Genomic DNA, 20,091 nt, shown 5'->3' with positions numbered 1-20,091 from the left:
CGGTGGCGCGTTCAGTGGGCGACGGCCGCGGACATCGCATGCAGGCGCAGCGCGAGCTGGATCTCCAGCGACCTGGCCGGGGACTGCCAGTCGGGGCCGAGCAGTCTGCCTATGCGTTCCAGGCGCTGGGCCACGGTGTTCACATGCACATGGAGATCGTCCTTCGTACGGGCCGGGCTCATACCGCTCGCGAAGTACGCGTCGAGCGTATGGACCAGGTCGGTGCCGCGCCGCCGGTCGTAGTCGACGACCTCGCCCATCGTGCGCCGTACGAAACCGTCGATGTCGCCGGGGTCGGCCAGCAGCAGGCCGAGGAATCCCAGGTCTTGTGCCGCCGCGCCCTGGCCGGAGCGGCCGAGCAGCCGCAGGGCATCGAGGCAGCGCCGCGCCTGTGCGTACGCCCCGGCTATCGGGCTCGGATCGCCGACGGGCGCCATGACGGGCGAGGACGCGCCGACGGTGACCGACTCCCGTACCGTCCCGCTCAGTTGTCTCGAGGTCTGGCGAGCGAGCTCGGCCGCGCTGTCATCGGGGCCGAGCGGAAGCAGCAGTACGGTGCCTCCGTCACGGGCCGCGGCCAGGCCCGAGCGGGTCGCGGCCAGGTGCGAGGCGGCCGACCACAGGCGCTGCCGGTCGGCGGTCCGGCGGTCTGCGGTCTCCCGGCCGGAGGTGTCCGAGGTGCCCGAGTCGGGTCCGTCGATCCTGGCGGCCAGCACCACATGCGGTGCGTCGAGGTCGGCCTGCAACCGCGCCGCCCGTTCCCGCAGCAGCCGGGGGTCTCGGTCCGGTGCGTCGAGGAGATCGTCGAGCAGTTCACCCCGTACTCGTTGTTCGGCGTCGTGGGCGGATCGCCGGGCGAGCAGCAGGAGGGAGGTGACCATGGCCGCACGCTCCATGGTGCGCCGGTCGACGGGGTCGAGGTCGGGATGGCTGCGGAGCACCAGGGCGCCCAGCAGCTCGCCGCCCGCCGATACGGCGGCCACCCAGTCCTGCCCGTGCCGAACCGCCCGGCCGTCGGTGCCGGTGGCTTCGAGGCCGCTTTCCGTGAACTCGACCGTACCGTCCAGGACTTCGGAGAGCGCGGCGGCCACGTCATGGACACCTCCGCCTCGGAGCACCACCTCGGTCAGCCGGTCGTGGACCTCCGAGGCACGCTCGATGACACCGCTGTGGTCCTTGATGATCTCGTTGGCCCGCTCCAGCTCGGCGAGCGCCGAGCGGGTCTCCGCCAGCAGGTTCGCGGTGTCGATGGCGACGGCGGCATGGGCGGCGAAGGAGCCGAGCAGCGCGACCTGTTGCCGTTCGAAGACCCTGGCGCGGCGGTCGGCGGCGAAGAGCACGCCGATGACCTGGCTGCCGAGCATCAGCGGCACTCCAAGAATGGCCACCAGGCCCTCGTCGCTCACGGCCGTGTCGATCGTCCTTGTGTGCTCGAACCGCTCGTCGTCGAAATAGCTGTCGGTGACATAAGGACGGGCCGTCTGGGCGACGAGGCCGCCGAGCCCCTCCCCCATGCCCAGCCGCAGCTGCTGGAAGCGTGCGGACACCGACCCCTCGGTGACTCGCATATAGGTGTCGCCCGCTGCCGGGTCGTTGAGGCTCAGATAAGCGACTTCCGTGCCCAGCAGCGAGCGGGCGCGCTGCACGATCGCTCGCAGCACGGCGTCGAGATCACGCAGACCTGCCAGGTCGTGCGCGGTCTCGAAGAGCGCGGAGAGCTCGGCCTCGCGGCGCCGGCGCCCCTCCAGCTCGGCCCGCACCCGCAGCGCGAGCTGTTTGGCGTGCTCGAGGGAGGCGAGAGTCCCGGCCCCGGCTCCGCTCGCGCGGGCGAGCAGCGCCGGCCGGTCGTACGCCTCCGCGTCGGCGCCGCGTGCGAGGAGCTCCAGGTAGGAGGCTTGATCGTGGGACATGAACACAGGATTCCTGCCGTACGGGCGTTCGCACCAGCCCTGTGGACAACGAAGCCGTTGTGGACAAATGAGGGACCCTAGTGGGCGGTCCAGCCGCCGTCGAGGGCGAGAGACGTGCCGGTGATGAAGGATGCCTGCGGCGTGCACAGATACAGCACTGCTTCGGCGACCTCCTCAGGCTCGACGAGCCTCTTGATCGCGGAGTCCTTGAGCAGTACGTCCACGAGGACTCGGTCCTCGGCCACCGAGTGGGCCGCCGCCTGGTCCGCGATCTGCTTCTCGACCAGTGGCGTACGCACATAGCCGGGATTGACGCAGACGGAGGTCACCCCGTGCGGAGCGCCCTCGAGAGCCGCGGTTTTCGAGAGTCCCTCGAGACCGTGTTTGGCGGCCACATACGCGGACTTGAAGGCCGAGGCGCGCAGCCCATGGACGGACGAGATATTGATGATCCGGCCCCAGCCCTGCGCGTACATATGCGGCAGCGCGCCCCTGATCAGCCGGAACGGCGCTTCCAGCATCACCGTGAGCACGGTGTGGAAAACGTCGGGCGGGAATTCCTCGATGGGACGGACCAGTTGCAGCCCGGCATTGTTGACCAGGATGTCCGCTCCGGCGGCGGCGGCCTCCGCCGCGTCGAGATCGGTGAGGTCCAGGAGCCGCGGTTCGACGGCCCCGGCCAGTCCCCGGGAGTGCGCGGCGAGGGCTTCGAGGCCCTCGTGGTCCCGGTCGACGGCCATGACCTTCGCACCGGCGGCCGCGAGCCGCAGCGCGCAGGCACGGCCTATGCCGCCCGCCGCGCCGGTGACGAGCGCGGTACGGCCGCCGAGGTCGAGGGCGACGGGAGAAGCGTCGGGACGAGGTGGGGTACCTGGTGCGGTGGGCGCGGTCATGCTTCGCACCCTAGGCAGTGGTCATCCCCCGACCGATGTGGTCAGCGCCCATACTTCACTGCTCGACGGTGGGCTGGAACCATGCCGGTCCTTCGGTGAACGCCTGCTTGATCCGGAAGAGCGAGAACTCCTTGAGCTCCGGCAGCGCGTCCACGGAGAACCACCCCACCTCCAGCGACTCGTCGTCGTTGACACGTGCCTGGCCGGCCACCGCGCGGCAGCGGAAGCTGATGTCCATGAACTGGCACTGGTCGCCGTTGGGGTAGGTGACCGGCTTGCGCAGCGCCTGGACCAGCACGACCCGCTCCGCGACACAGCGCACCGCGGTCTCCTCGTACACCTCGCGCACGGCCGTCACCGCAGGCTGCTCGCCCGGCTCCGGAATCCCGCCGATGACGGACCATTTGCCGGTGTCGGCACGTCTCCCCAGCAGCACCCGCCCCTGGTCGTCGAAGACGACCGCGCTGACGCCCGGCAGGAGGAGGAGCTGGTGGCCTGCGGTGGCCCGGAGCTCACGGATGAAGTCGGGGGTTGCCATGACTTCGACCCTAACCGGCGTCGACCGTGCCCCGCTCGGTCGTGCCCTGCTCGGTCATGCCCTGCTCAGCGCCACCCTGCCCGGCCTTCCGCTGCCGCCCGGCCCGCACCGCCCGTGTGACGACCCAGCCCACGCCGCCCGCCGCGACCAGCACCAGGATACCTTCGGGCCAGGTCCCGAGCCGTGTCGCCGGCGTGAGCGAGGAACGCAGCGGCACTTCGGCGACCAGCGCGCCCGGCGTGAACATCTTCGTCTTCTGGACGATCTTCCCGTCCGGCATGATCACGGCACTGACACCGCTGGTCACAGGGACCACGACGGAGCGCCCGTGCTCGACGGCCCGCACCTGCGACATCGCCAGTTGCTGATACGTCATCTCGCTGCGGCCGAAGGTGGCGTTGTTGCTCGGTACGGAGATGAGCTGGGCCCCGCCGGTGACCGTGTCACGCACCGCGTCGTCGAACGCCGCCTCGAAGCAGGTGACCATGCCCACCTTGGTGCCCGCCAGGTCGAAGAGGCCCACCTTGCGCCCAGGTCCGAAGTCCCGCCGCACCCGGTCGACGTCGGAGCTGAAGAGGCGTACGAAGGAGCGCATCGGGATGTACTCGCCGAACGGCTGGACATGCCGCTTGTCGTAGGTGTCGACGGGGCCACGCGTGGGGTCCCATTCGATCAGGGTGTTGCGCAGCTTGCCCGTGTCGGGAGTGACGACCGCGCCGACGACGGTCGGCACGCCGATCGCCCTCACCGCTTCGTCGATGACCAGCTTGGCGTCGGCGTTGCGGTACGGGTCCAGGTCCGAGGAGTTCTCCGGCCACAGGACGAAGTCCGGCTTGGCCACCTTGCCCGCCTTCACGTCGGCGGCGAGCTGCTCGGTGCGACGGACGTGGTTGTCGAGGACCGCGCGGCGCTGGGAATTGAAGTCGAGTCCCAGTCGCGGCACATTGCCCTGGATCACGGCAACGTTCGCGGTGCCGTCCTCGGCGGAGTCGTCGACGAGCGGCAGAGCGGCGAGGGCCGCCGTGACCGGGAGGAGCACGGCGAGCAGCGCCGACGCCGCGGCGCCGCGCGGGAGCTCGCCGGTACGCCGGTAGGCACGGATTCGGCGGACTGTCTCGTACAGTCCGAAGCCGCACAGTACGACCGCGAAACTCAGCACCGGTGTTCCGCCCAGCGCCGCGAGCGGCAGGAAGAAACCGTCCGCCTGTCCGAAGGCGATCTTGCCCCAGGGGAAGCCGCCGAACGGCACGCGCGCCCGTACGGCCTCGCTCACGATCCAGACGGCCGCACCCCACACCGGCCACACAGGGAGCCGGGAGACCGCGGCGACACCCACGCAGGCGAGCGCGACGAACACCGCCTCCACCGCGGCCAGCGCCACCCACGGCGCGGGGCCGACCTCCTCGCCCGTCCAGATGAGCAGCGGCAACAGAAAGCTGAGGCCGGTGAGGTAGCCCAGGCCGAACGCGGGCCTCAGCCGGCGCCCGTACAGGGTCCAGCCGAGCAGAGCGAGGCCGGGCAGGGCCAGCCACCACAGGGGACGCGGCGGGAAGCTCGCGAAGAGCAGCACACCGGACAGGACGGCGGCACCCGGCCGCAGAAGGCGCCGCGGCAGCGGTCGGTCGGCGGCGGGGGCGGACTGTCGGGCGTCGACGGTGGTGATGGTGGCGCTCACCCGGCGGATTCTACGGCGCCGGGCTGTGCCCCGGCAGTCCGGTCCTTCGTCGGCCGACGCACAGACCGGCCGTACCCGCTCCCGCACCGACCGGCCGCACCCGCACCCGCTCCCGCTCCCGCACCGGCACCGACCGCTGCACCGGCCCCTGCGCCGACTGCCGGATCGTTCCTGCGCAATCCATCCACAAACACCTGCCACTGCCGTTACCGTGTGCGCCAGTCCTGCCACCCGAGGCGATTCAGCTGCTGCGGCAGGGCCCGTCACAGGGTCGGGGGGTCGACGGGATGGTTGCACCGGACAGCCGGTCCGCCACGCGGGAGCGCGGCCGCGCGACCGATGTCGCCGGCGTTGTCGTCCTCAGCGGGTGCGCCGTGTGGTCGCTGATCAGCGCGACCGGACGCGAGGCACGGCCCGAGGGCGTCCTGCTCGCTGTGTTCGCCGTCGCCGCCGGCTATGCCTGCGGCCGTATCTGCGGCACGCTCCTGCCGGTGGCGGCCGCCTCGGCCGCCGCGCTGGCCGCGCTCGGCCTGGCGATCGCCTCACGCCAGGGTGTGCCCGGCGCGATCGCCGGGACGTCCATCCAGCCGGGGCACACGGGTGCGGCTGCGGCGCTGCTGGTCCTCGGTGCCGGTGCAGCCTGCTGCGCCGCCGCGGCAGCCCGTCCGGCCGCGCTGCGCCTCGCGCTGCGGATGCTCGCTCTCGCCGTCGCCTGCACCGCGGCGGCGATCGGTTCCGTCGCCGGGGCCGCGGCGGCCGTCGGCATACTGCTCTGCTCCCTCGCAGCGGTCCGGATGCGTCATCGGACAGTGGCGCTCGCCGGCCTCGCCCTTGCCACCGGTCTGGTGGTTGCCGCCTCATGGGGCGTGGCCGAGGACACCCTTCCGGACGGGCTGTCGGTCTCGCTGCAGGGCCAGCTCACCCAGAACCGGGTGGCTCTGTGGCGGGACGCGATCACTCTCGCCGAGGACGATCCGGTACGGGGTGTGGGCCCCGGCCGGTTCGGCAAGCTCAGCGCCACCGCGTACGAGTCGCTGGGGTCCGACGGCAAGCCGCACTCGGCATCGCTGCAGCAGGCGGCCGAGCAGGGCGCGGTGGGCGTGGCCCTGCTCGGTGCGGCGTTCGGCTGGATGCTGTACGGCTTGTGGCGCTCGCCGCGCTCCACCCAGGTCGTGCTGAGCGCGGGAGCCGCGCTCACGGCGCTGGCGGTCCTGGCGAGCGTCGGCAACGCGCTGAGCTTCACGCCTGTTACTGCGGGCGCAGGGCTGCTCGCGGGACTGGCGACGGCGCGTGCGGCGGGAGAGGGCTCGACAGAGCGCGGTGCGCACACAGACCGGTGGGCGGACACGGCGAACAGCCGGTAGGCGTGCCCCGGAGGGAACGCCGGCTCAGAGGGCCGGAGGGAACGGTGGCTCAGAGGGAACGGTGGCTCAGATCCCGACGGTCTTATTGCTCCCCGCGAGTCCGAGCCGACCGCGGATGGCTCGTACGGCGGCCTCCGCGTCGTCCACGGTCACGGTGAAGGTCCTGCCGTCGCCCAGCGTGACGACGATGCCCTCACCCCGGCGCACGACAACGGCTGTGCCTCGCTCCGGACGCCAGCGGTAGCCCCAGCCGCCCCACTGTCGCGGGGTGACCTTCGGAGCGAACTCGGCGCCCACCACATGGTCGAGCGGGATACGCCGGCGCGGCAGACCGATATGACCGCAGCGCACCTCGACCGCGTCGCTGTCGACCCTGACCGCCACATGGACGAAGGCGAGGGTCCCGAAGAGGATCAGCAGGCCGGCTGCCACGCAGCCGATCACCGACATCAGCAGCGGAGCGATGCCCGAGGTCCAGGCGGAGTCGACGGCGAGCTCGATGCCGAGCGCCAGGCAAGCGGCGCCCACAGCGGCGAGCAGCCACTGAGCACGGTTGGTCGCCCGGCCGGTCCAGACGGCGGGAAGGGGCTCTGCGGCGTGCCCCTCGACGCGGAAGTGGTCCCTCATGGCTAGCAGCGTACTCACGTTCCGCCTGCTGGGTATGGTCCCGGCCACAAGGATCAACCGTAGGGATCGTGCCTGCCGCCGGGTCCGCCGACCGGGCGTGGCAGGGGCTGGAGCCGCTCAGAGCGCCGGGCTGACAGCCTGGAGCAGGCGGCCTTCGGCATAGCTGAGGGCCTGATCGGGCAGAGCGGAATCACGGCCGCTGAGCAGCACCGTGAGCCGGGGGCTCGGCTCGGCGTCGGGGGCGGGCAGCTCGCCGATACGGCGCAGCGCCTGGGCGGCGACCGCCCCGGCCGAACCGTGCAGCACCACCGGTGGCAGACCGGGCGGCTGCACTGCGGCGCGGATACGTTCGGCGACCAGCTCGTAATGGGTGCAGCCCAGGACAACGGCCCTTACATCGTGTGGTGTGAGGGCGGCCGCCGCGGCCAGGGCACGGTCGATGGCAGCCTCGTCGGCCTGCTGAACGGCGTCCGCGAGACCGGGGCAGGGAACCTCGGTGACGGCGACCGAGTCGGCGAAGTCCCGGATGAGGCCGCGCTGGTAGGGGCTGCCGGTGGTGGCGGGAGTGGCCCAGATGGCGACGGGCCCGCCGCCGGCCGAGGCCGGTTTGATCGCGGGGACCGTACCTATGACCGCGAGACCGGGCTCCAGCTCCGCACGGAGCGTGGCCAGCGCGTGCACCGATGCGGTGTTGCAGGCGACGATCAGCGCGTCGGGGCGGTGCGCGGCGGCCGCGCGGGCGGCGGCGAGCGCGCGGGCGGTGACATCGTCCGGCGTACGCGGCCCCCACGGCATGCCGTCGGGGTCGGAGGAGAGAACGAGATCCGCGTCCGGCCGCAGCCGACGTACCGCGGCGGCCGCCGCCAGCAGGCCGATTCCGGAGTCCATGAGCGCGATCTTCACCCGGTCACCATAGTCGACTGCCCTTGCGGTACCGGTGCGGTGGGGCAGACTGCGGCGAATGAGCGCCCTTGCCTGGATCGCCCTCGGATCGCTGGCCGCATGGGGATGGCTGCTGCTGGGACAGGGCTTCTTCTGGCGTACGGACCAGCGGCTGCCCCGGCGTGAAGCTCCCTCGAAGTGGCCGGATGTGGCCATTGTCGTGCCCGCCAGGGACGAGGCCGAGGTACTGCCGGTCAGCCTGCCCTCGCTGCTTGCGCAGGACTATCCGGGCCGGGCGGAGATCGTGCTCGTCGACGACGGCAGCAGCGACGGCACGGCAGAGCTGGCGCGTGCACTGGCCGCACGGCACGGTGGGCTGCCGCTTCGGGTGGTCTCCCCCGGCGAGCCGGAGCCCGGCTGGACCGGAAAGCTGTGGGCGCTGCGGCACGGCGTCGCGCTCGCCCGGGCGCGCGGGCCGGAGTATCTGCTGCTGACCGACGCCGACATCGCGCACAAGCCGGACAGCCTGCGCGAGTTGGTGGCCGCGGCCCGCACCAACGGGCTGGACCTTGTCTCACAAATGGCGCGGCTGCGGGTCGTCGGCGGCTGGGAGCGGCTGGTCGTGCCGGCGTTCGTCTACTTCTTCTCGCAGCTCTACCCCTTCCGGTGGGTCAACCGGCCGGCGGCACGCACGGCGGCCGCGGCGGGCGGCTGTGTGCTGCTGCACGCGGAGGCCGCCGAGCGGGCGGGCGTACCGGAGTCGATCCGAGAGGCAGTGATCGATGATGTGTCACTGGCGCGCGCGGTGCAGCGGACCGGCGGCAGGATCTGGCTGGGGCTGGCGGAGCGGGTGGACAGTGTGCGTCCGTATCCACGACTGGCGGACCTGTGGCGGATGGTGTCGCGCAGTGCGTACGCGCAGCTGCTGCACAGTCCTCTGCTGCTCGCCGGCACGGTAATGGGGCTCTCGCTGGTGTATCTCGCGCCGCCCGCCACGCTGTGCGCCGGTGTGCTGACCCAGGACACGGCCGCCGCCTGGGCCGGAGGTCTGGCATGGGCGGTGATGACCGGGACGTATCTGCCCATGCTGCGCTACTACCGGCAGCCGCCGCTCCTCGCGCCCCTGTTGCCGTTCACCGCTCTCCTCTATCTCTTGATGACGGTCGATTCGGCGGTGCAGCACTACCGCGGCCGCGGCGCGGCGTGGAAGGGGCGTACGTACGCCCGTCCGGAGGCCGCGCCGGACCGCTGACGTCATCGCCGGGGACGTCCACCCGGGATGCGGCCAGGGACGTCACTTCCTGCCAGGTGTCCAGTTCATGCCCCAGCCGTAGGCATAGTCGACGGTGCGCTGCGGGCTCACGCCGCGCTCGGGCACGAGGAAACGGGCCTCGCGCTGGACGACGAGGTCGGAGCCGGTGTTGGTGATCAGCGCCAGCGCGCAGACGGTGGACGGCACAGTGCACTCACCGAGCGAGAAGTCGATGGCGGCGCCGTGCTGCGGCTGCAGGGTGACGGTCGCGTCCAGGTCGGCAAAACTGCGCGCGCCTTCGTAGATGGTGACGAAGATGACGACCCGGCGAATCCGGTCCTTGTGGTCCAGGTTGATGGAGAGGTTCTCGCCGGATGTTCCACCGGTGCGGTCGTCGCCGTCCAGGTGGATGTACGGGGGCTGCTGGAGCGCGCCGAAAGCGTTGCCGAGTGCCTGGACGACCCCCTTGCGGCCGTCGGTGAGTTCGTAGAGCGCGCACAGGTCGAGATCGAGGTCACCGTGCATGGCGACGGCGCGGCCCAGTTTGGCGCCCCAGCCCTGGAACTGCTTGCGCACCTGCCAGCTGAGGTTGACGCGCATGGCACCGGAGGTGCCGCCCTGCTTGCTGAGGGAGACGGACGGGGTGTCCTTCGTCAGCGTCACCTTGGTGAGGCGCACGGGCGCGGACGGCGCGGCCGTGGGGCGGGGCGGGGGCGCCGAGGGCGTCATGAGCACGGCAGCGGCCGGAGCGGATACGGGGGCCGGTGGGGCGGCCTGTACCGGGGCCGGCTTCTGCGGTTCGTCGACTGTGATGCCGAAGTCCGTCGCGAGGCCCCCGAGTCCGGTGCTGTAGCCCTGCCCCACCGCCCGGAACTTCCAGGCGCCCTGGCGCCGGTAGAGCTCGCCGAGCACGAAGGCCGTCTCGACCGTCGCGTCCTGGCTCTCGTACCGGGCGATCTCCGCTCCGGACGCCGCGTCGAGCACGCTGATGTACAGCCCCGGTACCTGCCCGAAGCTGCCTGCGTCCGCCGACGCGGCCAGCACGATCCGCTCGATCGCGGGCTCCACGCGCGCGAGGTCGACCGAAACCTCGTCCGTCACGCCGCCCGCCGCTGTCCGCTTGCCTTCGTGGCGTACCGCGCCCGAGGCGTGCGCCGGCTGGTTGTAGAAGACGAAGTCCGCGTCGGAGCGGACCTTTCCTGATGCCAGGAGGAGCGCCGAGGCGTCGACATCCGGCACCCCGGGGCCTGAACGCCATCCCAACTCGACGCGCACCTGCCGCGCCGGCACCGGAGTATTGGCTCCTTTAAGCATGGACATGCTCGCCCCCATCGCGAGTCGGGGTGCCCTGAAAGTTCACCGTGCGGCCAACCTAATCCTCCGGAAGCCTCCGGCGCCCTGGCCGACCCGTCGGTAACCCGCTCTCAGCTTGCCCTTTACCGGATCTGAACGCTGCGCGGCGACCGTTTTCCCCAGATTCGCTCACATTGGGGATCCGTGGTCACTCGCATCTCCCGAAACAACCCTCTTATCGGGCTCCCCAACCAGCACATCGTGGGCTTAACTTATGTGCCATGACCTCCCCCCGCGCCACCTACGGCGGCGGTTACTACTCCGCTCCGTCGTTCCCCGACACCCCTATCTACGACTCCCTGGTCGCGGAGCGGGGCACGCCTCAGATCGCTCCGATCCGAGTGCCTTCCGCGTATGACACCGGCAGCAGCTACGGCGGCAGCTACACCGCCAACAGCTACCTGCCGGCGCTCCCCGCGGCACTGCCCGCACTGCCGGCAGCTCCCTCGCAGTCCGGCCCTTCCTACGGAAACCCCTCCTACGGAAATCCCTCCTACGGCTACCCGCAGCAGATGCAGCAGCCCATGCCGCTGCAGCACGCGCCCGCGCCGTACATCCCGCAGCAGACCGCCGTGCCGCGCGGCTACCCGGGCCCTCAGCCCCAGGCCCAGCCGCAGCGTCCGGTTGCCACCGGCTACGAGGCGATGCGCCCCGCGGCGGCACGTCCCGCGCCTGCGCCCGCCGCGTACGAGGACCCGTACAACCGCCCGTACCAGAGCCGGGGGTACTGAAAGGCCGGATGTCATCGGTGGCTGGCACTATGGCTTCATGCCAAACCCAGTTCTCCGTTCCATCCATGTCCACCCGGTCAAATCGGTGGCGGGGTATGCACCCGGCGAGGTGGCTGTGGAGCCGTGGGGGCTTGCCGGGGACCGTCGGTGGACACTGATCGACTCCTCGGCCAAGGTGGTCACACAACGCCAGCAGCCACGGCTGGCGTTGGCGCGCGCCGAGACACTGCCGGACGGCGCGATCCGGCTCACCACGCCCGGGCGTGAGCCACAGAGTGTCGCCGTCCCGGAGCCGGTGAGCACCACGCCGGTGGAGATCTTCCGGGACAAGATCGAGGCGGTGCCCGTCGACGGGCCCGTGAACGCCTGGTTCAGCGACTACCTCGGCGCCGACGTGCGGCTCGTCCATCTCGACGACCCGGCCCACCGGCGCCCCATCGACCCGGATCACGCGCTCCCCGGAGAGACCGTCAATCTCGGCGACGGCTTTCCGCTGCTCGTCACCACCCTCGCCTCGCTGGACGCACTGAACTCCCTCATCGCGCAGGGCGATCATGCCGACGAGGGCCCGCTGCCCATGACCCGGTTCCGGCCGAATGTCGTCGTGGACGGCGCGGCTCCCTGGGCCGAGGACGACTGGAAGCGGATCGCGATCGGCGAAGCCACCTTTCGGGTGGCCAAGCCCTGCGGGCGCTGTGTCATCACCACCACCGACCAGCGCACCGCCGAGCGCGGCAAGGAGCCGCTGCGCACCCTCGCCCGTCATCGCCGCTTCGGCGACCAGCTGGTGTTCGGTCAGTACCTCGTGCCGGAGCGGACCGGCTTCATCCGGGTCGGCGACGCCGTGACCGTCGTCGAGTAGCCGGGACCGTCGTCGAATAGCCGGGACCGTCGTCGAGCAGCCGGGACTGTCGTCGAGCAGCCGGGGCCGGACAGGATCCGCCCGTTCGTCCTTCTCCACCGGGAACCTGGCGTGCCCGCAGGCGCGTTGGACAGATCACCGGGGTGCACGGCGGAGCGAATGGCGGGCGAATGGCAGGAGTGGCGTTCCTCTCTCTTCGTGCCACCCGCGCTCATGCCGTGCCGTACAGGGCTATGACGGACGCGGAAGGGGGTGCGGGAAAGTGCGAGCAGCCAAAGGAGTCTGGCGCTGGCGCCACAATCCCCTGCGCCGTGCGACCGATCTCTTCGAGGCCTGGGTGGCGCTCGTCGCCGCGCTCCTCCTCGTCACCGCCGCGCCGGCCGTGGGCTGGGCAGCCGGCACCCTGACCGACGAGTCGTTGCGAGCGGCGGTGCGCATCCAGCGCCAGCAGCGCCATCCGGTCACCGCGACGGTGCTCGAACCGGCTCCGGCGCCGAAGCCCGCCCCGTACGATCCCGAGTCCTCGGCCGCCCATGACAAACGCCGGCCGGTCGTCGCGAGATGGACCGCGGTGGACGGCAGTCGGCACACCGGCACGGTCTCCACCGTGCGGCGGACCACGCGCGCCGGGGACCCCATCACCATCTGGACCGACCGTGCCGGCCGGGTCGTCAGCCACCCCTTGGACGCGGCGACCGCCCGGGTGCACGCCGTCCTCGCGGGCATCGGCGCCGCACTCACCGCGGCGGGACTCATCACCTGCGCCAGACGGCTGGTCGTCCGGCGCCTCGTACGACGCAGATACGCGCGTCTGGACGAGGCCTGGGCCGCGGCCGGTCCCGACTGGGGACGTACGGGCGCGGGCAGCTGACCGGTCTCGTCCCGTCAACGTGCGGCGCTCGCTCGCGCTACGGTGGTGCGACTCCCCCGGGGGTCAGGGGGCGTCCCCCGCAGAGGCGCGGCGGAACAGAATCACGAGGTGGGGGCAGAGCAGCACGATGGCACAGGGCACGGTCCAGGTGACGCACACCGGCACGTCGCGGTGGCGGCGCCGCACAGGCGAGTATCCCTCCCTCGCCGCAGCCCTGGAGGCCGCAGGCGACGGCGACATCCTCACGGTCGCTCCGGGGACGTACCGCGAGAACCTCATCGTCCAGCGGGCGGTCACCCTGCGCGGCGCGGAGGGCGCGGTCGGCTCGGTGCGCATCGCGCCCGCCGACGGTGTGCCGCTCACCGTGCGCGCCTCGGCCACCGTCCAGGACCTCCATGTGGAGGGCCAGGACACGGCCGCTCCCGCTCTCCTGGTCGAGGACGGGACTCCCGAGCTGATCGATCTGCGGATCGTCACGCGCTCCGCGGCCGGTCTGGAGGTGCGCGGTGCGGCCCGTCCCACCGTCCGCCGCTGCACCGTCGACAATCCGGCGGGCGTCGGAATCGCCGTACTGGACGGCGCCGGCGGCGTGTTCGAGGAGTGTGAGGTGGTGGCGGCGGGCCAGTCGGGCGTCTCCGTCCGCGGCGGCGGCCATCCGCGGCTGGAACGCTGCCGGGTGCACCACGCCTCGGGCGCGGGCCTGTCCGTCACCGGCGAGGGCAGTGGCCTCGAGGCCATCGGCTGCGAGGTGTACGAGATCAAGGGCGCCGGTGTGCAGATCGCCGCGCGCGCCTCGGCGCATCTCTCCGACTCCACCGTGCACCGCACTTCGGCGGACGGCATCACCCTCGACACCGACGCGGTGCTGACCCTCTCCGACTGCGACATCTACGAGATCCCCGAGAACGCGGTCGATCTGCGCTCACGGTCCGTACTGACCCTCACCCGGTCCACGGTGCGCCGCTTCGGGCGCAATGGCCTGTCCGTCTGGGACCCGGGCACGCGCGTGGACGCCAACCAGTGCGAGATCCACGACAGTACGGGCGACTATCCGGCCGTGTGGGTCAGCGACGGAGCGACCGCCGTCCTCGACTCGTGCCGCGTCCACGACGTCCCGGACGCGCTCTTCGTCCTCGACCGCGGCTCCCGCGTCGATGTCGTCGACAGCGATCTCTCCCAGGTCCGCAACACCGCGGTGTCGGTGAGCGACGGCGCGACGGCGCAGCTCGACGACTGCCGGATCCGGGAAGCCTCCACCGGCGCCTGGTTCCGCGACCACGGCAGTGGCGGCACGCTGAACGGCTGCACCATCGACGCCGCGCAGACCGGAGTGATCGTCACCAAGGGCGCCGATCCGGTGATCGAGCGCTGCACGGTCACTTCGCCGGCCGAGGCCGGTTTCTACGTCTCGGCGGAGGGCCGGGGCACCTTCCGCGGCTGCCGGGTCACGGGCAGCGGCGGCTACGGCTTCCACGTGATGGACGGCTGCCGTACGACACTGAGCCGCTGCCGGACCGAGCGCTGTGCGCGTGGCGGCTACGAGTTGGGCGAGGACAACGGTCCGGTCGTCGAGGACTGCACCAGTGACGAGAGCGGCGTACGGCCCAAGGGCGAGCGGACCGCGGCCGTACTGACCGCGGCCCAGTCCCCCGGGCTGCTCTCCGCGGTCCCCGGACAGCGCCCCGCCGAAGCCGGGCCGGCCTCCGCCGCGGAGCCCGTACGCACCTCCGTCGCCGTCCTCGGTGAACTGGACGCGCTGGTCGGCCTGGACAGCGTCAAACGCGAGGTCCGCACGCTCACCAACATGATCGAGGTCGGCAGGCGCCGCCAGGAGGCGGGCCTGAAGGCCGCCTCCGCCCGCCGCCATCTGGTCTTCACCGGCTCACCCGGCACCGGCAAGACGACCGTGGCCCGGCTCTACGGCGAGATCCTCGCCTCCCTCGGAGTTCTGGAGCGCGGCCATCTCGTCGAGGTCTCCCGGGTGGACCTGGTCGGCGAGCACATCGGCTCCACCGCGATCCGCACCCAGGAGGCCTTCGACCGGGCGCGCGGCGGGGTGCTCTTCATCGACGAGGCCTATGCCCTGTCCCCCGAGGATTCCGGCCGGGACTTCGGCAAGGAGGCCATCGACACACTGGTGAAGCTGATGGAGGACCACCGGGAGGCGGTGGTGGTGATCGTCGCCGGCTACACCGCGGAGATGGAGCGGTTCCTTTCGGTCAACCCCGGTGTGGCGTCCCGTTTCTCACGGACCATCACCTTCAGTGACTATGTGCCCGAGGAACTGCTGCGGATCGTGGAGCAGCAGGCCGATGACCATGAGTACCGGCTGGGCACGGGCACGGGTGAGGCACTGCTGAAGTACTTCACCGCGCTGCCGAAGGGACCCGCGTTCGGCAACGGCCGTACCGCTCGCCAGACTTTCGAGTCGATGGTCGAGCGGCACGCGGGCCGCGTCGCGGAGCTCACCGAGACGAACACCGACGACCTGACACTGCTGTACCCGGACGATCTGCCGGATCTGCCCTGACCCGGGCCGGACCGCCCGGACTCGCGCCGCACCTGACCCGGGCCGACTGGACCGCCCTGAACCGGACCGGACCGCTCGGTACCACCCGTACCCCGCGCTTACCCCGAACTGCCCCGCACCTGCCGCGGAACGGCCGGGCTGAGCCGGTCGAGGAGTTCCCTGCGTTCCGTGGCGAAGGCCGGGTCGGCCTGGTAATCGGAGTGCCCGAGGATCGGTTCCGGCAGCGGGTGGCGCCCCGAACGTCCGTACACCACAGGGTCTTTGAGCGCGTCCCGGTCCACCTCTGGATGGTCCCCCTCGGCGGGGATCAGCACCGGCCCGCCGATCGGATCGGTACGCCGCCACAGATTGCGCCAGCAGTGCACCTCGCTGCGGAGTTCGCTCAGGGCGACGGGCCCGAAGTACCCGGGGAACCACCGCCCGTACAGCCGCTCCAGCGGGGATCCGTACGTCAGGAGCGCCACGCGGCGACGGGTGGCCGCCGGCAGCTGCCAGACGGCGGCCGCGGCCAGCACACTGCCCTGCGAGTGACCCGAGATGACGAGCCGCCGCCCGGGGGTCTCCGCGGTCCAGGTGCACATCCGCCAGGTCAGATCGGGGACGGCACGCTCCGCGTAACAAGGAGGCGCGAAGGGATGCGCGGCGCGCGGCCAGAAAGTGCCGACGTCCCAGAGGATGCCGATGGTGCGCCGGGCCGAGGCGTCGCGGTAGGCGCGGCGGCCCCAGGTGACGAAGAGTATGAAACCTAAGCCGATCAGCCAGGAGCCGATCCCCTGCGCTGTCTCCGCAGCGGACGCGACGAAGTCATGGCTGTCGCCGAACGCCTCGCCCGGTACCTCACCGCTCGCCCACGCGCCCGCGACCGCGCCGGCACCGAGGACAAGGGTGGCGCCGGAGACGATGCCGACGATCCAGGGAGCGACATCGGTGAGGGCGGCGCGGGCCCGAGTGCCCGCTATGCGCCTCGTACGGACGGAATCCGGGCGCCCCTCCGCGTAGTCCGCCTCGACCGGTTCCGCGAGCCGGCGGGTGGCCAGCCAGGTCCGTACGGCAAGGACGACGGCCGGGCCCAACAGGACGATCAGCAGCACCGGAATGACGGAGGCCTGCCAGCTCAGCAGCACCGGGGGCCCCGGAATGGAGCCTTCGCCGTCCATGCCCGGAGTGCCGGGGCCGTCGAGCCAGTCGGCAACGCGCTGGGCCACACCGCCGGTCATCACCCCTCCCAGGGCGCAGGCGAGCATCGCGACGGCGGGCCCGCCGAGGCCCGCCAGAGCCGTACGCACATGGGGCGCACGACGGTGGAGCAGGCACGCGGCGACGGCGAGTGCGATGACCAGGGCGCCCTGGGCGAGTGCGATGACGCGGAAGGTGACATCGCCGGGGAGGGTGGCGGTGGAGACCCAGTCGGGGCGGGACCAGGAGGCGTAGAGCATCGAGAGGCCGAGCAGCGCGAGCGCGGCGCCGGGCAGACAGCGGACGGCCGCACGGTCGAGGCGGGCGTCGATCCGCTGCTCGCTGCGGCCCCTGCGGTAGACCACCCACACCACGGCTGAGCCGCCCGCGAGGAGTGATACCTCGAGGAGCCGGCCGCAGATCTCCAGCGGGGCGCTGGTGGCGCCCCGGTCGTGACGGGCGGCGGCCCCGGCGACCGCGGCGGCGACGGTCAGGAAACCGGCCGCCGTGTGTGCGGCACGAAGCCGGGCGACGAGCCGGCGGCCGTACCAGAAGCCCGGCCTGCCGAGGGCGGGCCGCACGGTCTGCTTCTTCGGACCTTCGGTCTCCTCCTCGTCGTCCTCGGTGGCCCCGTCCCCCTCCGGCCCGTCCGCGCCGGTCGGCGGCCGCTGGGACTCGTACGCGCTCCAGGTGCGGTTGGAGAGGTACCAGAGCAGGCCGACGAGCGCGGCCGGCACCACCGCGGCGAGCGAAAGGCGTCGGCCGGGCTGCGACCACCAGCCGTGCTGAGCGCTCGACATGAAGCCGAGCCAGGACCTGTCCCGGGTGCATGCGGGCGAGCCGGCGCACTGCCATGCCACCAGGTCGAGCGCGACCTCGCAGGCGGCGGCCGTCAGCAGCACGGTGAGGCTGAGTGCGACGAGCCGCACCAGCACTCCGTACAGCCGGGTGGTCCCTGAGCGGCCCTTGGCCCGGGGACGCATCCAGTGCGCGAGGTTGACGACCATGAAGGGGAGGAGCAGCAGCCACAGGGCCCGTGCGCCGTTGCCCGAGGTGAGGTTGGACCAGCAGTACGCCTCCGGAATGGGCCGGTCCTGATAGCGCTCGGGGTGGAGTTCCGCCTCCGCGTCCTCGGTGCGGCGGAACACCGCGGCCTTCTCGTCACCGGTGATCCGGACCGTTCTGGGGTCGCCGAGCATGTCCTGCGGGGTGGCTCCGCCGACGCCGTGGACGAGCAGCTCGAGCGCGGGTCCTCCGCTCTGCGGGACCGGTGTGCCAGGGGACACTTCAGTGGCTTTCTCTCGATGGGAGGATCGGTCGGCGCGGGGTCGCGCGGCGGTGCAGGACCAGAATCCCGGATCAAGGCTGTCCGCCGCACGGCTCTCACGGAATCTCCTCGAGCCGTGTTCCGCCGGGCCCGTGCGAGGATGAGAAACCCTTGGTGGCAGGCGGTGTACGACGACGGTGGACGACGACATGGAAGGACCGGCCCCGGCAGTGAGCGACAACCAGAACCTGCTCGCGGAGCAGCGGCGTGCCCTGATCCTCGACGAGGTGCGCAGGCGCGGCGGAGTGCGGGTCAATGAGCTCACCCGCAAGCTCAATGTCTCCGATATGACCGTGCGCCGGGATCTGGACGCCCTGGCCCGGCAGGGGGTCGTCGAGAAGGTCCACGGCGGCGCCGTGCCGGTGGTCGAGGCGAGCACGCACGAGCCGGGGTTCGAGGCCAAGTCGGCGCTGGAGCTGAGCGCCAAGGAGGACATCGCACGGGCGGCGGCGCGTATGGCGGTGCCCGGCAGCGCGATCGCGCTCTCCGGCGGGACCACGACCTATGCTCTGGCACACCATCTGCTGGAGGTGCCGGATCTGACGGTGGTCACCAACTCGGTGCGGGTCGCGGATGTTTTCCACGCGGCGCAGCGGGCGGGTGCGGCGGGCAGTCAGCGTCCGGGTGCGGCCACGGTGGTCCTGACCGGCGGGGTGCGTACTCCGTCCGACTCGCTGGTCGGACCGGTGGCCGACCAGGCGATCCGGTCGTTGCACTTCGATGTGCTCTTCCTCGGCGTGCACGGAATCTCGGTGGAGGCCGGGCTCTCCACTCCGAATCTGGCGGAGGCCGAGACGAACCGCCGGTTTGTGCAGGCCGCGCGCCGGGTGGTGGTGGTCGCCGACCACACCAAGTGGGGGACGGTTGGCCTCAGTTCCTTCGCGCGGCTGGCCGAGGTCGACACTCTGGTGACGGACGCGGGGCTCTCGGCGGAGGCACGCGAGCAGATCGCGGAACATCTGCCGGGGCTGGTCGTGGCGGGCGGTCCGGAAAACGCCGGCGGGCAGGACGGCTGACGCCGGGTGGCCGTCATCCGGATCACGCGGGCAGTCCCGCGGCCCGCCGAGGAGGTCTGGCCGCGCGTCACCGACTGGCCCGCGCATGCCGCGCAGGTGCCGCTGACGTCGATCACTGTGGTCACGCCGTCTCCCGCGGGCGTGGGGACGGTGTTCGTCGCGCGGACCGGGCTGGGCCGCGTCGGCTTCGACGATCCGATGGAGGTGGTCCGCTGGGAGCCGCCCGTGGAGGGCGGGACCGGACGCCTTCGACTGGAGAAGCGCGGCCGGGTCATCAGGGGCTGGGCCGAGATCGAGGTGCGCCCGGAAGGCTCGGGCTCCGTGGTGGTCTGGGTGGAGGAGCTGCGGATCCGCCTGCTGCCGCGGCTGTTCGATCCGCTCGTCCGCCGGGTGGGCCGGCTGGTGTTCGGCCGTGCGCTGGACGGACTCCTCGCGGGGCGCACGAGAAAGCGGTGAAACCGGAGGCGGCTACGGACAACTGACGGCACGCCAGCTATGGTGTGCGGGCCCCGCTCCACCCCTCCCAGCCGGAGGTACGGTCCCATGGCACGCCGACTGAGCCCTGTGGAGCTCGATTTCGTCGAGTCCGCCCCGCTGCGTCTGGTCTTCTCGGCCGAGGTGACGGCCTCCCCGGGGGCGGTGTACCGGGCGCTAGCCGAGGATGTGGCGGGCTGGCCCAGCTGGTTCACCGCCGTCACCTCGGCCACGTCCACCGGCGGGGGCGCGGGCCGCGAGATCAGGCTCAGGGGCGGCATCTTCTTCACCGAGAAGATCATGGCGGCCGAGCCGGACGAGCGCTTCGCCTACCGTGCCGATGAGACCAACGCCCCCGGTCTGCGGGCCCTGTTGGAGGAGTGGCGCCTGACGCCCACCGCTACCGGCACCCGGGTGCGGTGGACCTTCGCGGCGGACACCCCCGCGCCCATGCGTATTGCTCTGCGGCTGGGCCGGGCGGGCCTGGGCGCCTCGTTCCGGGGCGCGGTGCGCCATCTGGACCGCCGGCTCGCGCGGTCCGGCGCGCAGTAGAGCTCGCGCGGTCCGCCGCGCAGTGGCGCTCGCGCGTTCCGTGCCCGCCCGGTCCGCG

The 20,091-nt window shown here is 71.8% G+C and carries 17 protein-coding genes; 9 read left to right on the top strand and 8 right to left on the bottom strand.

Annotated features, from left to right (window positions below; genetic code table 11):
* Window positions 1-11: 11 nt before the first annotated feature.
* From ACWDZ6_RS25015 to lnt, 4 genes are all read right to left on the bottom strand, one after another.
* Entirely contained in the window at window positions 12-1,910 is a 1,899-nt protein-coding gene (locus tag ACWDZ6_RS25015; RefSeq protein WP_451504600.1) for a helix-turn-helix domain-containing protein, read from the bottom strand.
* A gap of 77 nt (window positions 1,911-1,987) precedes the next feature.
* Window positions 1,988-2,803 carry a 3-hydroxybutyrate dehydrogenase gene (locus ACWDZ6_RS25010; RefSeq protein WP_451504599.1) on the bottom strand — a complete coding sequence of 272 codons (816 nt, stop codon included), beginning with the start codon at window positions 2,801-2,803 and terminating at the stop codon, window positions 1,988-1,990.
* 55 nt (window positions 2,804-2,858) lie between these two features.
* The gene (locus ACWDZ6_RS25005; protein ID WP_451504598.1) at window positions 2,859-3,341 is read right to left on the bottom strand and encodes an NUDIX hydrolase; all 483 of its coding nucleotides are present in this window, start codon (window positions 3,339-3,341) and stop codon (window positions 2,859-2,861) included.
* A gap of 10 nt (window positions 3,342-3,351) precedes the next feature.
* On the bottom strand, window positions 3,352-5,016 hold the full coding sequence (lnt, locus tag ACWDZ6_RS25000) for an apolipoprotein N-acyltransferase (RefSeq protein ID WP_451504597.1): 1,665 nt from the start codon (window positions 5,014-5,016) through the stop codon (window positions 3,352-3,354).
* Window positions 5,017-5,303: 287 nt separating this feature from the next.
* On the opposite strand from lnt, the gene ACWDZ6_RS24995 reads away from it, so the two are divergent.
* Window positions 5,304-6,380: an O-antigen ligase family protein gene (locus tag ACWDZ6_RS24995; protein ID WP_451504596.1), complete on the top strand. Its 1,077-nt coding sequence runs from the start codon at window positions 5,304-5,306 to the stop codon at window positions 6,378-6,380.
* Window positions 6,381-6,446: 66 nt separating this feature from the next.
* Here ACWDZ6_RS24995 and ACWDZ6_RS24990 read toward each other — a convergent pair whose 3' ends face one another.
* Both ACWDZ6_RS24990 and ACWDZ6_RS24985 read right to left on the bottom strand, forming a co-directional pair.
* Window positions 6,447-7,007 carry a hypothetical protein gene (locus ACWDZ6_RS24990; RefSeq protein ID WP_451504595.1) on the bottom strand — a complete coding sequence of 187 codons (561 nt, stop codon included), beginning with the start codon at window positions 7,005-7,007 and terminating at the stop codon, window positions 6,447-6,449.
* A 117-nt stretch (window positions 7,008-7,124) separates the two neighbouring features.
* On the bottom strand, window positions 7,125-7,910 hold the full coding sequence (locus tag ACWDZ6_RS24985; protein WP_451504594.1) for a glutamate racemase: 786 nt from the start codon (window positions 7,908-7,910) through the stop codon (window positions 7,125-7,127).
* Window positions 7,911-7,968: 58 nt separating this feature from the next.
* On the opposite strand from ACWDZ6_RS24985, the gene ACWDZ6_RS24980 reads away from it, so the two are divergent.
* Entirely contained in the window at window positions 7,969-9,141 is a 1,173-nt protein-coding gene (locus ACWDZ6_RS24980; RefSeq protein WP_451504593.1) for a glycosyltransferase, read from the top strand.
* A gap of 42 nt (window positions 9,142-9,183) precedes the next feature.
* Here the strand turns inward: ACWDZ6_RS24980 and ACWDZ6_RS24975 are convergent, their stop codons facing one another.
* Window positions 9,184-10,461 (bottom strand): TerD family protein, encoded by a 1,278-nt coding sequence (locus ACWDZ6_RS24975; RefSeq protein ID WP_451504592.1) that lies wholly within the window; start codon window positions 10,459-10,461, stop codon window positions 9,184-9,186.
* A gap of 254 nt (window positions 10,462-10,715) precedes the next feature.
* Between ACWDZ6_RS24975 and ACWDZ6_RS24970 the strand changes: the two genes are divergently transcribed.
* The 4 genes from ACWDZ6_RS24970 to ACWDZ6_RS24955 all read left to right on the top strand — a co-directional run bounded on the left by ACWDZ6_RS24970 (window position 10,716) and on the right by ACWDZ6_RS24955 (window position 15,488).
* Complete coding sequence (locus tag ACWDZ6_RS24970; protein ID WP_451504591.1) at window positions 10,716-11,225, top strand: DUF6643 family protein; 510 nt, start codon at window positions 10,716-10,718, stop codon at window positions 11,223-11,225.
* Between the two features lie 37 nt (window positions 11,226-11,262).
* Complete coding sequence (locus ACWDZ6_RS24965; RefSeq protein ID WP_451504590.1) at window positions 11,263-12,087, top strand: MOSC domain-containing protein; 825 nt, start codon at window positions 11,263-11,265, stop codon at window positions 12,085-12,087.
* 262 nt (window positions 12,088-12,349) lie between these two features.
* Window positions 12,350-12,958, top strand: coding sequence for an Rv1733c family protein (locus ACWDZ6_RS24960; RefSeq protein ID WP_451504589.1), 609 nt, complete (start codon window positions 12,350-12,352; stop codon window positions 12,956-12,958).
* A gap of 127 nt (window positions 12,959-13,085) precedes the next feature.
* Window positions 13,086-15,488: a right-handed parallel beta-helix repeat-containing protein gene (locus tag ACWDZ6_RS24955; protein WP_451504588.1), complete on the top strand. Its 2,403-nt coding sequence runs from the start codon at window positions 13,086-13,088 to the stop codon at window positions 15,486-15,488.
* 98 nt (window positions 15,489-15,586) lie between these two features.
* Here the strand turns inward: ACWDZ6_RS24955 and ACWDZ6_RS24950 are convergent, their stop codons facing one another.
* Window positions 15,587-17,950 (bottom strand): hypothetical protein, encoded by a 2,364-nt coding sequence (locus ACWDZ6_RS24950; RefSeq protein WP_451504587.1) that lies wholly within the window; start codon window positions 17,948-17,950, stop codon window positions 15,587-15,589.
* A gap of 211 nt (window positions 17,951-18,161) precedes the next feature.
* Here ACWDZ6_RS24950 and ACWDZ6_RS24945 point away from each other — a divergent pair, with 211 nt between their 5' ends.
* The 3 genes from ACWDZ6_RS24945 (at window position 18,162) to ACWDZ6_RS24935 (ending at window position 20,033) form a co-directional block, all read left to right on the top strand.
* Window positions 18,162-19,007 (top strand): DeoR/GlpR family DNA-binding transcription regulator, encoded by an 846-nt coding sequence (locus ACWDZ6_RS24945; RefSeq protein WP_451504586.1) that lies wholly within the window; start codon window positions 18,162-18,164, stop codon window positions 19,005-19,007.
* 6 nt (window positions 19,008-19,013) lie between these two features.
* Window positions 19,014-19,463 carry an SRPBCC family protein gene (locus ACWDZ6_RS24940; RefSeq protein ID WP_451504585.1) on the top strand — a complete coding sequence of 150 codons (450 nt, stop codon included), beginning with the start codon at window positions 19,014-19,016 and terminating at the stop codon, window positions 19,461-19,463.
* 87 nt (window positions 19,464-19,550) lie between these two features.
* Window positions 19,551-20,033 (top strand): SRPBCC family protein, encoded by a 483-nt coding sequence (locus ACWDZ6_RS24935; RefSeq protein WP_451504584.1) that lies wholly within the window; start codon window positions 19,551-19,553, stop codon window positions 20,031-20,033.
* The last annotated feature ends 58 nt before the right edge of the window (window positions 20,034-20,091 follow it).

It is taken from the genome of Streptomyces sp. NPDC002926, assembly GCF_053591755.1.
This window is presented reverse-complemented; position numbering and strand designations above follow the sequence as displayed.